The sequence below is a fragment of the Streptomyces sp. KM273126 genome, from assembly GCF_004337435.2.
Taxonomy (GTDB): Bacteria; Actinomycetota; Actinomycetes; order Streptomycetales; family Streptomycetaceae; genus Streptomyces; species Streptomyces acidicola.
The window spans coordinates 7,033,532-7,048,003 of sequence record NZ_SJXB02000001.1; the positions used below are offsets into that span (position 1 = coordinate 7,033,532).

10 protein-coding genes and 2 pseudogenes are annotated in these 14,472 nt (G+C 67.8%); 2 read left to right on the forward strand and 10 right to left on the reverse strand.

Translation table 11 applies throughout. The annotated features are described in order from the left end of the window. Nucleotides 1-37: 37 nt before the first annotated feature. Nucleotides 38-184: pseudogene (locus E0500_RS45570) on the forward strand (IS5/IS1182 family transposase); the annotation flags it as partial. Between the two features lie 200 nt (nt 185-384). Here E0500_RS45570 and E0500_RS29635 read toward each other — a convergent pair. The 8 genes from E0500_RS29635 to E0500_RS29670 form a co-directional block, all read right to left on the reverse strand. Continuing rightward, nucleotides 385-1,650: an aminopeptidase P family protein gene (locus E0500_RS29635; protein ID WP_165934866.1), complete on the reverse strand. Its 1,266-nt coding sequence runs from the start codon at nt 1,648-1,650 to the stop codon at nt 385-387. A 46-nt stretch (nt 1,651-1,696) separates the two neighbouring features. Beyond that, on the reverse strand, nt 1,697-2,989 hold the full coding sequence (locus tag E0500_RS29640) for an alpha/beta fold hydrolase (RefSeq protein WP_131559581.1): 1,293 nt from the start codon (nt 2,987-2,989) through the stop codon (nt 1,697-1,699). Beyond that, the gene (locus tag E0500_RS29645; protein WP_131559583.1) at nt 2,986-3,807 is read right to left on the reverse strand and encodes an ATP-binding cassette domain-containing protein; all 822 of its coding nucleotides are present in this window, start codon (nt 3,805-3,807) and stop codon (nt 2,986-2,988) included. Before E0500_RS29645 ends, E0500_RS29640 begins: the two co-directional genes overlap by 4 nt. After that, nucleotides 3,804-4,664, reverse strand: coding sequence for an ABC transporter ATP-binding protein (locus E0500_RS29650; RefSeq protein ID WP_131559585.1), 861 nt, complete (start codon nt 4,662-4,664; stop codon nt 3,804-3,806). The genes E0500_RS29645 and E0500_RS29650 overlap by 4 nt, the downstream gene beginning before the upstream one ends. A 14-nt stretch (nt 4,665-4,678) precedes the next feature. After that, the gene (locus E0500_RS29655; RefSeq protein ID WP_131559587.1) at nt 4,679-5,668 is read right to left on the reverse strand and encodes an ABC transporter permease; all 990 of its coding nucleotides are present in this window, start codon (nt 5,666-5,668) and stop codon (nt 4,679-4,681) included. Further along, entirely contained in the window at nt 5,668-6,621 is a 954-nt protein-coding gene (locus tag E0500_RS29660; protein ID WP_131559589.1) for an ABC transporter permease, read from the reverse strand. Before E0500_RS29660 ends, E0500_RS29655 begins: the two co-directional genes overlap by 1 nt. Nucleotides 6,622-6,628: 7 nt before the next feature. Continuing rightward, nucleotides 6,629-8,317 carry an ABC transporter substrate-binding protein gene (locus E0500_RS29665; protein WP_131559591.1) on the reverse strand — a complete coding sequence of 563 codons (1,689 nt, stop codon included), beginning with the start codon at nt 8,315-8,317 and terminating at the stop codon, nt 6,629-6,631. A gap of 63 nt (nt 8,318-8,380) precedes the next feature. Next, nucleotides 8,381-10,213, reverse strand: coding sequence for a beta-L-arabinofuranosidase domain-containing protein (locus E0500_RS29670; protein WP_309505184.1), 1,833 nt, complete (start codon nt 10,211-10,213; stop codon nt 8,381-8,383). 1,128 nt (nt 10,214-11,341) lie between these two features. Here E0500_RS29670 and E0500_RS29675 point away from each other — a divergent pair. Continuing rightward, nucleotides 11,342-11,779 (forward strand): VOC family protein, encoded by a 438-nt coding sequence (locus tag E0500_RS29675; protein WP_131559604.1) that lies wholly within the window; start codon nt 11,342-11,344, stop codon nt 11,777-11,779. A 181-nt stretch (nt 11,780-11,960) separates the two neighbouring features. Here the strand turns inward: E0500_RS29675 and E0500_RS29680 are convergent, their stop codons facing one another. Together E0500_RS29680 and E0500_RS29685 are read right to left on the reverse strand one after the other, a co-directional pair. Then, complete coding sequence (locus E0500_RS29680) at nt 11,961-13,337, reverse strand: IS1380 family transposase (protein WP_181586818.1); 1,377 nt, start codon at nt 13,335-13,337, stop codon at nt 11,961-11,963. Nucleotides 13,338-13,501: 164 nt separating this feature from the next. Next, nucleotides 13,502-14,342, reverse strand: a pseudogene (locus tag E0500_RS29685) (IS5 family transposase). Nucleotides 14,343-14,472: the final 130 nt, after the last annotated feature.

Consider the following 14,472-nt stretch of genomic DNA (forward strand, 5'->3'; position numbering starts at 1 on the left):
GGGCAGCGAACACCTCGTCCTCACTGACGACCAGGGCATCTCGCTCGCGGTGTCCCTGACCGGCGGCAACCACAATGACGTCACCCAACTTCTGCTCCTGCTCGACAAGTTCCCGGCCATCGTCGGGCTCGTCGGCCGACCCGGGCGCAGGCCGGACGCACTGCTGGTAGACCGCGGCTACGGCCACGACAAGTACGGTCGACGGCTCCGGCAGCGCGGCATCCGCCCCGTGATCGCCGAGCGAGGCCAACCACACGGATCCGGCCTGGGCATCTTCCACTGGGCCGTCGAGCGCACCACCTCCTGCCTGCACTGCTTTCGCCGCCCGCGCATCCGCTGGGAAAGACGCGACGACATCCACGAAGCATTCCTCGGCTTCGCCGTCTACCTGCTCGTCATCCATCGCTCCAGCCCTGACGCGTCCAACGGCAGCGCGTCGGACAGCACCTCCGCGCCTTCAGAGGTGACCAGGATGTCGTCCTCGATGCGCACGCCGATGCCGCGCAGCTCCGGCGGCACGGTCAGGTCGTGCGCATGGAAGTACAGGCCGGGCTCGACCGTGAGCACCATGCCGGGGGTCATCGTGCCACCTTGGTAAGCATCGTCGTCGGCCCGCGCGCAGTCGTGCACGTCCAGCCCCAGGTGGTGGCCGATGCCGCAGACCAGGTAGCGACGATGGTGCTGGCCCGTGTCGGACAGCGCCTCGTCCACGGAGACCGGCAGCAGCCCCCAGTCGGCAAGGCCGTGCGCGATCACCTCCATGGCGGCGTGGTGGAAGTCGGTGAACCGGCGGCCCGGGCCCACTGCCTTGAGCCCGGCCCGATGGGCCATCTCCACCAGGTCGTGCACCCTCCGCTGGGTGGGGGAGAACCGACCGGAGGCCGGGAAGGTACGGGTGACGTCGGCGGTGTAGTGGCTGTCCACCTCCACGCCCATGTCGAGCAGGAGCAGTTCGTCCGGGAGTACCGGGCCGTCGCAGCGGACCCAGTGCAGTGTCGGCGCGTGCTTGCCGCTGCCGACGATCGACGCGTAGCCCGGGCCGTTGCCGTACGCGCGGGCGTATCGGTCGAAGGTGCCCTGCAGCCATCGTTCCCCCGGGCCCTCGATGGCGGCCGGGATCTCGCGCACGACCGCGGCGAAGCCCTCGATCGTGCGGTCCACGGCTCGGCGGAGTTGTCCGACCTCCCACGCGTCCTTGTACATGCGCAGCTCGGCCAGGGTCCGGCTGACTTCCTCGTCGACCGTCACGTCCTCGCGGAGCTCCGAAAGGGTCCGCACGTCGATCCCCAGGGCATGTGCCCAGTCGTCGAGGCCCGGTGCGGCCCCGATCCACAGCTCGCCATACCTGGCGTCCCGCCAGAAAGCCTGCTCGCCGGGGTAGGCGGGAGGCGGTATGTAGAGCGTGGCGTCGCCGGCCCGCAGCACCACTACGGCGTTCTCGATCGCACAGCCCGTCACCCAGTAGAAGTCGCTGTCCGGGCGGAAGTCGTACGCCGTGTCGTTGCTGCGGACAGGAGCCTCCCCTGCACTCAGCACCACGGTCCTGCCGGGAAGCGCGGCAGCCAACCGCGCCCGGTGGTCGGCGGCGGCCTCGGCGGCGCCGGGGACGACCGGTGGCGTGCGGTCGGGAGTGTCCCAGCCCGTGCCCATGTACGTGTTGAATGCGGGGATGTCGGTCAGCTTCGGGGGCTTGCCGTCACGCACCGGTGATTCCTCCTCCTGCGTCCTGCATCAGCTCGGTCAGCCGGGCGAAGACCCGCTCGTCGCCGATGCCATCGTGTTCGTACTCGTTGGTGACCCAGGTCCGGATGTTTCCGACCCGGGAGGCCGTGTCCAGTTGCAGGCCCGCGTCCACGTACATGTCGTCGTGGTAGACGGCGGCGACGACCGGAACCTCGTTGGCGGCCAGCCGGTCGAGGTCGTACAACGGAGGCCACTTCTCGCGGGCGGCCAACAGCTCTACCGCCCCCTGGAACGGGCGCAGTTCGGTGATCTCCCGGAACATCCAGGGGTAGATCATCTCCCCGGTGAAGAGCAGCGGTCTGGCGTCCTCCGCGAACTGCGGGTGCCGGGCCCGTTCGGTCTGCGCCGCCCACGCGGTCGCGCCGGCGCCGTGCCCGTAGATACTCTCCTGCAACGCCGCGAACAGCGGGTTGTCGCTGTACGCGGTCCGGGTCAGCACCTGGTGCAGGAACGCGGCCGACAGTTCGTTCCCGTTGAACGCCTCGTCGAGCAGCCAGTGCAGGCGCTCGTGGCCCGGCTTCATACCGAGGTCGATGCCGAGCGACTGCAGCCGCCGGACGGTCAGCACGTCGCCGTCGGGGAGCAGCACATCGCCCTCGGACAGCCGGTCGGCGATCCGGCCGACGTGTTCGACGTGATGCGGGTATCGCCGGTAGAACGCCTCGTTCTTCGCTTCGACCCGCGGGTACGTACGCCCGTAGACCTCGGCGGCCGACGGTTCGAGACCGGGCAGTCCTCCGGTGACGTAGCAGGCACTCAGCCCCTCGGGGGCCCGGGACAGGTACGTCAGAGTGAGGAAGCCGCCGTACGACTGCCCAAGCGTGGACCAGCGCGTGCCCTCGAAGACGGTCCTCCGCAGGTACTCGTGGTCCGCCACGATCGAGTCGGCCCGGAAACACGTGAGGAAGTCCGCACCCTCCTGGGCGGTCGCGAACGCGCTCATCCGGCGGGCGTCGATCCGGGTACTGCGTCCTGTGCCGCGCTGGTCGACCATGACCACCCGGTGCGTCCTGAGGGCCTGGCCGATCCATCCGCTCCGGTCGAGCGGGCGTGGACCTTTCCCGCCGGGGCCGCCTTGCAGATAGACCAGGCAGGGCAGGTCCTCGTCCTTCCGCGTGGGAGCGGTGAGTTCACGGGCGAAGAGCTGGATCGTCCCGTGGGCCGGTTCGGACCAGTCGAGCGGGACGTCCACGAGGTGCTCCCGCACGTGCATGCCGGGAATCGTGTAGGTGACGGTGCCGGTCATGCGGTGGCGGCCCTCCTTCGACGGTCCCACTCCGGGTTGATCCGAGGAATGGCAGCCAGCAGCGTTCGCGTGTACGGGTGGCGCGGGTCGTCGAAGACCTGGCCGCGCGGCCCTTGTTCGACGATTTTTCCTTTGCTCATGACCGCCACTCGGTGCGCGATCCGCCGGACCACGGCCAAGTCGTGGGCGATGAAGATGTAGCTGAACCCGCTCTCGCGCTGAAGGCGCAGCAGCAGCTCAAGGACCTGTGCCTGCACGGACACGTCCAGCGCGGAGACCGCCTCGTCGCAGATCACCAGTTTCGGATTGACGGCGAGCGCACGGGCGATGCCGATCCGCTGGGCCTGGCCGCCGGAGAACTGTGCGGGATAGCGCTGGGAGTGGTCGGGGTTGAGACCGACCCGCGCCATCAGCTCCCCGGTGTACGCTCGCCGGCCTCCGTTGGGTGCGATGCCCTGGTAGTCGAGCGGCGCCATCAGGATGCGCTCGACGGTGTGCCGGGGGTTGAGCGAGGAGAACGGATCCTGGAAGACGACCTGCACGTCGGCGCGGTAGCGGGCGAGTTGCGCGCCTGTGGCGTGGGTGACGTCCTCGTCCTCGAACTCCAGGGTGCCCGCACTCGGCTCCATCAACTTGGCGACGATCCGCGCGCTGGTGGACTTGCCGCTGCCGGACTCGCCGACCACGGCGAGGGTCTCCCCCCGGTGTACTGCGAAGCTGACGCCGTCCACGGCGGTGAACTCGCTCTTGCGGCCGAACGTGCCACGGGTGGTGAACCGTTTGGTCAGGTCGCGGGCGCTGAGCAGTACGTCGGTCACAGAACCACCTCGTCGGCGGAAAGATCATCAGTGATGCGCGGGATGCTCTCCAGCAGCCTGCGCGTGTAGGCGTGCTCAGGTGCCGAGAAGACCTGCTCGGCAGTGCCGTACTCGACCTGCTCGCCCCGGCACATCACGAGCACACGCGTCGCGATCGAGCTGATCACGGCGAGGTCATGGGTGATGAAGACCATCCCGGTGCGGGTCTGCCGCTGCAGGTCGGCGAGCAGACGCAGGATCTGGGCCTGCACCGTCACGTCCAGGGCCGTGGTCGGCTCGTCGGCGATGAGCAGCCCGGGGGAACAGACCAGCGCCATCGCGATCATGATGCGTTGTCGCTGCCCGCCGGAGAACTGGTGGGGGTAGTGTCCGGCCCGTCGCTCCGGTTCCGGGATGCCGACCTGCTCCAGCGCCTCGACGGCGACCTTCCTGGCCTCCTTACGCGAACCATCGAGGTGCGCCCGGTACATCTCCTCGATCTGCACGCCGACCGTGTAGTACGGGTTCAGCGAGGACAGCGGATCCTGGAAGATCATGGATGCCTGTGCGCCGCGTATCCGGCGCATCTCGCCGTCGCCCAGGCCGAGCAGTTCGACGCCGTCCAGCCGGACGCTGCCGGTCGTGAGGGCCCCGCGTGGCAGCAGGCCCATGACGGCCAGGCTGGTCATCGACTTGCCCGAGCCGGATTCGCCGACGATGCCGACCGTCTCGTTCCGGCCGACCGTGAAGGACACGTCCTTGACGACGGCCACGGGACCGCGCGTGGTCGGCAGGGTGACGGTGAGGTTTTCCACGACCAGCAGTTCGCTCGTCACGTCCTCACCCGACGCGGCTGCGCTCATCGGATCCTCGCTCATCGGACCCCGGTCCCTCATCGGATCCTCACTCTCGGGTCGAGGGCGGTGTACACGAGGTCGACCACGACGTTGCCCACCACCACGAAGAAGGCCGCGAGGAGCGTGACCGCCATGATCACCGGCTGGTCGTTCTTGGCGATCGAGTCGGCGGCCATTTTCCCGATGCCGTTGAGACCGAAGACGGTCTCGGTGATCAGCGCGCCGCCCAGCAGCGCGGCGAAGTCCATGCCGAAGATCGTGACGATCGGCGTGAGCGCGGGCCGCAGCGCGTGCCGCCGCATCGTGAGGACGGGTGCCAGGCCCTTGGAACGGGCGGTGCGGAAGAAGTTCTCGGCCAGTGTGTCGATGACGTTGGCCCTCGTCAGCCTGGCGTACAGGCATGCGGCGCCGGTGGCGAGCACGATCCACGGCATCAGGTACGACTGGAACCACAGCCAGGGGGCGTCAGTGAAGGCCACGCTCGACGGGAACGGCAGGATCTGCAGCTTGACGACGAGGACGTACTGCAGGGCGAGCGCGAGCACGTAGTTGGGGATGCTGGCACCGCCCAGGGCCAGATTCATGGCGGACCGGTCCCACCAGGTGCCCTCCTTGACCGCGCTGAGCAGTCCCATGGTGATGCCGACGAGCAGCCAGAGCGTGGCCGCGCCGATCGCGAGGGTGGCGGTGACGGGGAGCCGGTCCAGGACCATCTGCCACACGGATTGGTTGGTCTGGAACGAGTAGCCGAGGCAGGGGGCCGGGCAGTGCACCAGGTTCGTGCCGGAGCCGTAGTCCCGCCCGGCGAACAGCCCGCTCAGGAAGTCCCAGAACTGGGTGAGGAACGGCTTGTCGATGCCGAGGACGGTGCGGATCTGCGTGACCCGTTCCGGTGTGCAGGTCTTGCCGCAGATCATCAGCGCGGGGTCCGGTGACAGCTTGAAGAAGATGAGGTAGGTGAACAGGCAGACCAGGAAGAGGATCAGTACGAGCCCGGTGATCCGGCCGGCGAGGTAGCGCGCCATCAGGCGGCCTCCCCCGCGTCGGTGGCGGCCCGGACCCGGTCCCCGAGCACGGTGAGGGACAGCACGGTCAGGAAGAGGAAGAGCCCGGGGATCGCGAAGTACAGGGGATCCACGGCGTACCAGGTGACGGAGCTGGCGATCATCTGGCCCCAGGACGGCGTCGGCGGGCTGACGCCGACGCCCAGGAACGACAGCCCGGCCTCGGTTCCGATGTATCCGGGCACGGCGAGCGTCGTCATCACGATGAGCGAACTCCGCAGGTTCGGCAGGATCTCCTTGAACACCAGATCGCGCCGGGAAGCCCCCGAGGCGCGGGCCGCCTCGACGAAGTCCCGGTTCAGCAGCGTCAGCGTCTGCCCGCGCACCACACGCGCGAGATAGGGCCAGCCGAACAGGCTGATCACGGCGACCAGCAGCAGCGACCTGTTCCCCGTCGGCAGCGACGACAGGATGGCGATCATGAAGATCAGTGCCGGAAAGGCCATCAGGAAGTCCATGACCCGCGAGACGACCTGGTCGACCCAGCCGCCGTAGAAGCCGGCGACCATGCCGAGGACCACGCCCAGCAGGGTGGTCAGCACCGTCGCCGACGCGGCGATCAGGAACGACACGCGTGCGCCGTACGCGATGCGCGCCAGTATGTCGCGACCGTTCAACGGCTCGACACCGAAGGGGTGTTCGGCACTGATACCGCCGAACGCACCCTTCGGAAGGCCGCCCGCGTCGACGTCGATGGCCGCCATGTCGAACTGCGTCGGTCCTTGGCCGGTCAGGGCACTGATGAGTGGCGCGCAGAGCGCCATCAGCACCATCAGGGCGAGGAAGGAGGCGCTCAACAGCGCGGCACGGTCGTGCCGCAGCGCGCCCAGGATCCGGCGGCCGGGGGTGATGGACGCGCCGGGTGCGCCCGCCGACGTCCCGGCCTGTGCGTCGTGCGTGAAGGCAGTCGTCATCGGCCGCCTACTTCCCCGCGTCCTTGAGGCCTACGGAGACCAGGTCGATGCCACCGCTGAACGAGGCGGACAGATAGGCGCCCGCGATGTTGGCGCCTGGGATGAGCAGGGCCTTCTCGTATGCCAGGGGGATGATCGGGGCCTCGGCCATGATCTGCTTGTCCAGCGCGCCGTACGCCTTGTTGGCGACGTCCACGTCCTTCATGGCCGCGATCTCGTCGATCCGCTTGTTGATGGCCTCGTTGTCGATCTGCGCCAGGTTGGTGTTCGCGGTCGGGGTGATCCTGCGACCGTCGAACAGCGGCGGCAGGAAGGTCGAACCGGACGCCCAGTCGGGGCACCAGCCGGTGACGGCGAGATCGTGCTGCTTGGCCGTGGTGCCGATGACCTCGTAGTACGACGAGGTGTCGATGGTGTTGATCTTCACCTTGATGTTCAGAGGCTTGAGCGCCTCCTGGATCGCCACCGCAACCGCCGTGTTCTTGGGATCCGGACGGTTGTCCAGGGTGAGGGTGAACCCGCCCGACACACCGGCCTCGGCGAGCAGTTTCCTGGCCTTGTCCACGCTGTGCGGGTAGAGGTCGTATTCCGTACGGCCGAGGATGGTCGGCGGCTGGATCGCGGTCGCTTTGGCAGCGAGCCGGGAGCCGCCGAGCGCGGCGACGACCGTGTTCTTGTCGATCGCGTACGCGATGGCCTTGCGCACCCTCGGGTCGGAGAGGTGCTCGCGGGTCGTGTTCATCCCCATGTACGTGGTGCAGCCCGCGTACCCGGACATCGTGCGCGCCTTCAACTGCGGCGTCTGGATCCGCGACAGGGTCGCCGGCTGGATGGTGCCGGCATTGCCCGCGATGGCGTCGACGTCCGTGCCCTGACCGGCCAGCAGACGCTCGTCGATGGTGGCGCCGTCGAGCCCGAAGGTCCACTCGAAGGCGTCCGGCTTGGCCGCCCGGACCTTGTCGGTCGACGCCTTCCACTTCGGGTTGCGGACCAGCTTGAGCGAGGTGCCGTGGTCGTAACTGGCCACCTTGTAGGGGCCGGAGGCTATGGGCTTGGTGTCGAAGGCGTGCTTCGCGCCGGTTCCCTTCGGGAATGGCGTGAAGTTGGGCATCGTCAGGGCGCTGGGGAAGTCGGGGACGGACTTCTTCAGATGGAAGACGACGGTCTTGGCATCGGGCGTCTCGATCGAGTCGAGGCCACCGGACTGGTACGGCCCCTTGTAGTCGGCCGGCGCCTCGATCAGTTCCTTCGGGTACGGCGATCCGCCCATCTCGGGGTCCCACGCGCGCTCGATACCGAACTTCACGGCCGCGCTGTCGATCGGTGTCCCGTCCTCGAAGGCCAGGCCGTCCTTGAGGTGGTACGTCCAGGTCTTCGCGTTGTCGGACGGGGTGCCGGTGTCGGTGGCCAGATCGGGCACGATCTTCGTGCCCTCGGCGCCGGGTCCGGCGCCGACCGTGGTCAGGCCGCGGTAGATGAGCCGGTAGAAGTTGTTGACACCGCCGTCCCAGCCGAGCCCTGGGTCCAGGTGGGAGAAGTCCGCATCGGCCAGGATGCGGACGGTGCCGCCGGTTGCCGGAGTCGGCGAGGATCCGGCTCCGCCCTTGTCGGAGGTGATGCCCGCACCGCCGGTACAGGCTGCGAGCATCAGCGTGCTGAGCACCGTGGTACCAGTAAGAACCGTAGGTCTCCTCATGGGGCACTCCTTGGTCGATACGGGTGGACGAACTCGATGGGTGGGGTCACTGGGCGGGTGGGGTCACTGGGCCCTGATCCACACGCGCATGGCCTCGGGCCTGCGATTGCCCCACAGGAAATAGGGCACGAGAGTCACCGGGACCGTCACGGTTCCTTTGGCGGCGGGATGTTCGGCGGTGAACTCCGGGTAGAGCTCCAACGAGGAAGCGGGAACGACGTCCGCCGTCAGCCGAAGGACGACAGCACCGGGCAGGTCGGCCATGAGCGAAGAGATGTCCGCGGCGGCGATGTGGTGGGCCGACAGGACGAGGTCGTCCACCGGGGCAGGGGAATCCTGCTGCTCGACGCAGTAGACCAGCGGACCGCGGGCGACACCGACTGCGCCGCGGGTCGCGTCCAGATGGGGGTGGGACATGTGCCCACGCACCGGCATCGGCAGGTGCAGCCGCAGTGTGTCTCCCTCGGCCCAGTTCCTCTCGATGGTCAACCAGCCGTCCTCGGCCGTGACGGGCTCGCCGTCGAGCGTGACGTCGCGCGCCCAGGCGGGAATCCGGAGTTCGATCGCGTACGGGCGGTCCGGGGCGCGCTCCACCATCAGTCGAACGTCCCCGTCCCACGGGTAGGCCGTCTCGATGTTCACCGTGAGGGCGTCCGTCTCGATCCGGCTCTCGGCGTACAGGGCGATGCACAGCGCGTCCCGGCGCTCGACGGCCACGTAGTCACCGAGCTGCGCCATCCACCGGACGATGTTCGGCGGACAGCAGGGACAGGTGAACCATGACCGTCGCAGCGGCTCGCCACCGGTCTCGGCCCCGCTGCGCTGCTCGTGGTCGGGGCGGCGCTGAAGCGGGTTGTCGTAGAAGAACGCCTTCCCGTCGGCGGACAGCCCCACGGCATAGGCGTTGAACAGCACACGCTCGAAGACATCGAGATACTTCGCGCCACCTGTGGCCACGAACATGCGCCAGGCCCACTGCATAGTGGCGATGGCGGCGCAGGTTTCGCTGTACGCGCGCTCGGACGGCAGCTCGTACCGGTCGCCGATGGCCTCGTCCGAGTGCCGGCTGCCCAGCCCGCCCGTGAGGTAGAGCTTGGTGGCGACCATGTCGTTCCAGAGCCGGTCGAGCGCATCGAGCAGGGTCCGGTCGCCGGTCTCCAGATAGAGGTCGGTTGCCCCGGCGGCCAGGTACGCCATGCGGACCGCGTGCCCGGTGACTGACGGCAGGTCACGGAAAGGCAAGTGGTCCTGGAAGTACTCGGGGGAAAAGATGCGGTGCTTGAGGTGGCCGTGCCCCCGTCGGTCCACGAACAGGCTCGCCTGGGTCAGGTAGTCGCCCTCGCCGGTCTCCCGGTACAGCTCGACCAGGGCCATCTCCACCTCGGGATGGCCACAGGTGGCCTCATCACGGCCCTCGCCGAAGCGGCGCACGGCCAAGTCGGCGAATTTCCCGGCCACGTCGAGAAGCCGGCCGTCGCCCATCCGTCGACTGGCAGCGACGGCGGCCTGGATCAGGTGGCCGAGGTTGTAGAGCTCGTGTCCCCAAGCCAGCTCCTCCCACGGCTTCTTGGCCGCCGCCGGGTCCTGGAAGAACGAGTGCAGGTAGCCGTCCTCAGCCTGCACCCGCTCAAGGAGGCCGACCACCTCGTCGAAGAACTCCCGAACGCCGTCGTCCGCGTCGCCCGCGCCGATCTCGTACGCCAGACCTTCAAGCGTCTTGTACAGGTCGGTGTCGAGGAACGGGTAACGCCCGCGGTAGGCCGGGGGATCGTCGAGGAGCAGACGGCTCAGGTTGTCGACGTTGCCCGCGGACCGCAGTTGCTCGATGGTGTGCGGGATCGTCGACTGCCGGTTTCTGTCCTGCCAGTGGCGCAGTAGACCGCCGGTGATGCGCACGGTGGGAACTGGGACAACTGCGCCTGTTGCTGTCCGAACGGCCCCTGCCTGATTCCTCGCATGGGTTCTTAACTGCTCTGATGCCATCGAAGCCCCGGTGGTATGTGATATTGCACTATGACATGGCACTGCTGTCGCTCCACTGACCGTAAAGCCTTGACCAGGCGTACGGCAATGGAGGTTCCATGGAATTTACGTTGGGCCAGGCGGGCGGAGGAGGCCCCAACTGCCGCGAATGGGGCGTTACATGGCCCGTCGAGCGCTGCCCAATCGGAGAGGTGGACCCTGCCGTCACGAGTCACGAGCCCGTACCAGAGAGCACTTGCCGTCGGCTGCGCTGCCATAAAAGGTGCCCTTGAGGCGGCAGGAGGAGCGGACGGTGAGATCCGCGCGTCTCCCAGCGCTCCCAACGCAACCGCACTGAGCGGCAGCGGTGGGAGCCGAAATAGCGAGTGCACTACCGATCGCTGCTGCCGTGAACTACAGCGGCCAACTTCCTGAAAGTATGCGTGTTCTCCCCTGGGGTAGTTCGTAGACCTTCGTAGACCCTTTGCCGAATCGGGAGCATCCGAGATCGGTCCGATACCAACCTCTGCGCATGAGATAGCTCTGTCATCGTCATTTGAAGGCTGACCACTGACGCTGCGGACATGCTTCTTCCGTTTTCCTGGCAGCCTTGATCGGTGCTGGTCGAGCAGGGGAGTACTCGACGACAGCGGCGCGCTTTCGCCTTTAGCCACTGGGCGGGGCGGGCCGGCCAACCAGCGAGCCGGACGGAGGTCGGGAGGCTTATCGCCGCCGAACCGTTGGAAGGGCGGGCCCTTACGCTTACGCTGCTGGGCCACGACCGAGCCACCGGATTATGTAAGGGAACCGATGGCTACCGAGCTCGCCAGTGAACCGTATTCATCCTTTCTCGGCCAGGTGAAAGGCGGGCAGGCCGGATGCCAGGAGCCGGCGGGCTCCGTCGCGGTCGACGGCGCGGTGGCGTTTGCCCGCGGTGCAGCACTCGCCGGCGTGGGCCTGGAGGGGCGGGTGCCCGGCGCAGTCGACCTCGACGGTGCCCGGGTACTCGGCTGCGTCCTTGCCGGAAGCACCCGATCGGCCCGGCTCGGTAGCATGCAACGCATGGCCATCAAACTTGAGAACGTCGGCATCGCCGTTCGCGATCTCGAAGCAACGATCTCCTTTTTCACCGACCTCGGCCTCACGGTCGTCGGTCGTGACACGGTCAGTGGTGAGTGGACCGACACCGCCGTCGGCCTTGATGGCAATCACGCCAAAATTGCGATGCTCCAGACGCCAGACGGTCACGGTCGCCTTGAGCTCTTCGAGTACATCCACCCCGAAGCGATCGAGTCGAAGCCCACTCGTCCCAACGAGATTGGCATGCATCGCGTTGCCTTCTCAGTCGACGACATCGACAAAGCCCTTGAGGCAGCCGCAAAGCACGGATGCCGTCCGCTTCGCGGTGTGGCGACCTATGAGGACGTCTACAAGCTCACGTACCTCCGCGGTCCCAGCGGCATCCTTGTGATGCTCGCCGAGGAGTTGAAGAAGAACTGACGGCTGATCGGGTCAATTAACCTCGAAGTTTCGTGACGGTCCGCCGACGGAGTCGGTGGACCGTTTTCGTGCCGTGGGCTGAGGCGGTGCAGGCCGAAGGCCCGAGTGTCGCCTCGGGATGGCGCCGGATTCCACTGCTCCGGGTGTTGGGGTGCTGTCGAAGGGACGGGGAATCTGCTGGTCAGCCAGGGTCGGGCAGTTGGGTGAGCAGGTCGAGGGCTGCGGTGATGTGACCGGTCCAGGGCCAGTGCCGGGCCAGGCGGAGGGTTCGCCGACGGCCGGTGGTCACGAGCTGTCCGGCCGCGGTGAACAGGCGGAGCCGTAGCCGGCGGGGCTCCCAGAGCCTGGCCTTGCCGGTCAGGGCGAGCGTCGACATCCAGGCCAGCAGGTCGAGAGCGATCTGCACGATCTCCAGCCAGATCCGGTTCTGGGCCGTGCGGTGCAGGGGCAGGTTGCGCAGGCCGCTGGCCCGGGCGGCGCGGATGCGGTCCTCGGCCCGGGCCCGCAGCCGGTGACGGAGCTCGAGCCCGGCGATCGGCCGGCCCGAGGTGTTGGTGGCGAAACAGGTCAGCCGCATGCCGTCCGCATCCGTGAGCCGCAACTGGGCCCCGGGGTGCGGTCGTTCCTTTCTGACGATCAGCCGCATACCCTCCGGCCAGCCGTCCAGAACGTCGCCGGTGAGTTCAGCGATCCAGGCGCCGTCGCGGATCCCGCCGTCCGCCTCGACGGCCGCCGTCCAGGCCGATGCCGGAACCTTCAGCACATGCTGGTGGATCGCCTCGGTGATCACCATGCCGACCGAGTAGGACAGCCACCGTCCCCGCTGAGCGAGCCAGGCGACGAAGTCGTGGGTGCCGCCCGCGGAGTCGGTGCGGATCAGGGTCCGGCGCCCGCGCCGGTACTTCTTCGGCAGCTGGGCCAAGGCCAGTTGAGCGGCGGTGATGTGATCGGTGGCCGTGTTCGATCCCGCGTTGCCCGGTCTGAGCAGGGCTGCGACCGGTTCACCCGTGCCGCCCGGTCCGTGGTCGACGAACCCCATCAGCGGGTGGTGGCCGTAGGTTCGCTTCCACGTGGGTGCGGCGTCCTCCTTGTCCGAGTGCGCGATCACCAGCACCCCGTCGAGGTCCACGGTCACCGTCCCGCCCGCATCAGGCGCTTCCCGGTCGGCCAACCGCCAGACACGTCGGCGGACTTCAGCCCGCGCGGCACGGATGGCCCGCAGGGCCTTCTCCCCGGAGGCTGCAAGGGCGTCGATGAGGCGGGAGACCGTCGGATCGGAGGCCACCGGCCCGAACACGGCCGGCTCGGCCCGCAGCATGGCGACATCCGCGAGGCAGTCGCCGCCCAGCGCAACCGCCAGGGCCACGTCCAGCAGGACCTTGCCCGGGTCGTGCACCGCCCGAGCCTTCCGCCACGGCGTCAGCGCCGCTGATATCGCGGTGTCCAGGCCGGCCTTGCGGACGGTCTCGACCAGCAGCACGCCCCCGGCCTGCGAGACCACCGCCCGGCCGCCGCCCTCGATGCGGACACGCGGGTACGACCCGATACGCTTCTTCACCTGGAGAGTGCTTCTTTCCCTGCAGCCAACAGGACCCTAGACAAGTCCCATCGTTGCAGGTCAGGAGCACTCTCCACTTATTTGATCAAGCCTCGGACACTCCACCTCGTGAAAGCGCGAGGTTAAAGAGCGTTTTGTCCGGGCAAGGTTGTTTGGTTCGAGGTTCAGGTGTCACGCCAGCTCAGGGTGGTTTCGCGGGTCAGTCGTCTGCTTATGGGGTCGATCATCGCGAGGCGGATCATAACTTCGGAGCGGTGCGGGTGTGTCTCGTAGTCGCTGGCGAGGCGGCCGTGATGCATCAGCCAGCCGAAGGTCCGCTCGACGACCCAACGTCGCGGGATCACCTGGAAGCCTTTGGCGGCGGGATCCCGGCGGACGACTTCGACGTCGATGCCGAGGCCGGCGCCGTGGTCGATGGCCTTTGTTCGATAGCCGGTATCGGTCCAGGCCTTGCTGCCGTGCGGGTTCGCTGCGGCGATCCGGGAGAGCAGGTGGATGCCGCCGACGTTGTCGAAAGACGCTGGCTGCGGTGCCCCAGACCGCCAGCAGGAGGCCGAGGGTGTCGACTCCGATATGGCGCTTGCGGCCTGCGATCTTCTTGCCTGCGTCGATGCCCTGGCCCGTGGCCGGCACGTTCGCGGAGGTTTTGACGCTCTGGGTGTCGAGCACGCAGGCGCTCGGTTCAGCGTTTCGGCCTTCGGCCTCGCGGACCAACTGGCATAGGAGGCCGTTGAGTTGGTCGAATATGTCGTCCTTCTGCCACTTCGCGAAGTAGCCGTAGACGGTTTCCCACGGTCCGAAGTCATGAGGCAGACAGCGCCACGGGATCCCGGTCCGGTCTACGTACAGGATGGCGTCCATGATCCGGCGCAGGTCGTGCTCGGGCGGGCGGCCGATGTCCAGGCCCCTGCCTCTTCGTTCGGCCCGCCAGGCAGACAGAGCGGGCTCCAGCAGTTCCCAGCGGGCGTCGGACAGATCGCTGGGATACCGGCGGTGTCGCGTCATGTTTCGGTAATACCGTCGGGTGCGGTGCACCCCCAGGGCGCAAATGGGGTCGAGCGGGGGCGCCTTGGGATCAGACGGGACCGAATCGACCGAAACGGGCTGACGCTCGATGCGTGTGCCCCATGCGTAG

Excerpts from the sequence above, each read along its gene's own strand:
- E0500_RS29675 (WP_131559604.1), top strand. The coding sequence starts at position 11,342 with ATGGCCATCAAACTTGAGAACGTCGGCATCGCCGTTCGCGATCTCGAA.
- E0500_RS29650 (WP_131559585.1), bottom strand. The coding sequence starts at position 4,664 with ATGAGCGAGGATCCGATGAGCGCAGCCGCGTCGGGTGAGGACGTGACG.
- E0500_RS29665 (WP_131559591.1), bottom strand. The coding sequence starts at position 8,317 with ATGAGGAGACCTACGGTTCTTACTGGTACCACGGTGCTCAGCACGCTG.
- E0500_RS29635 (WP_165934866.1), bottom strand. The coding sequence starts at position 1,650 with ATGGGCACGGGCTGGGACACTCCCGACCGCACGCCACCGGTCGTCCCC.
- E0500_RS29655 (WP_131559587.1), bottom strand. The coding sequence starts at position 5,668 with ATGGCGCGCTACCTCGCCGGCCGGATCACCGGGCTCGTACTGATCCTC.
- E0500_RS29660 (WP_131559589.1), bottom strand. The coding sequence starts at position 6,621 with ATGACGACTGCCTTCACGCACGACGCACAGGCCGGGACGTCGGCGGGC.
- E0500_RS29640 (WP_131559581.1), bottom strand. The coding sequence starts at position 2,989 with ATGACCGGCACCGTCACCTACACGATTCCCGGCATGCACGTGCGGGAG.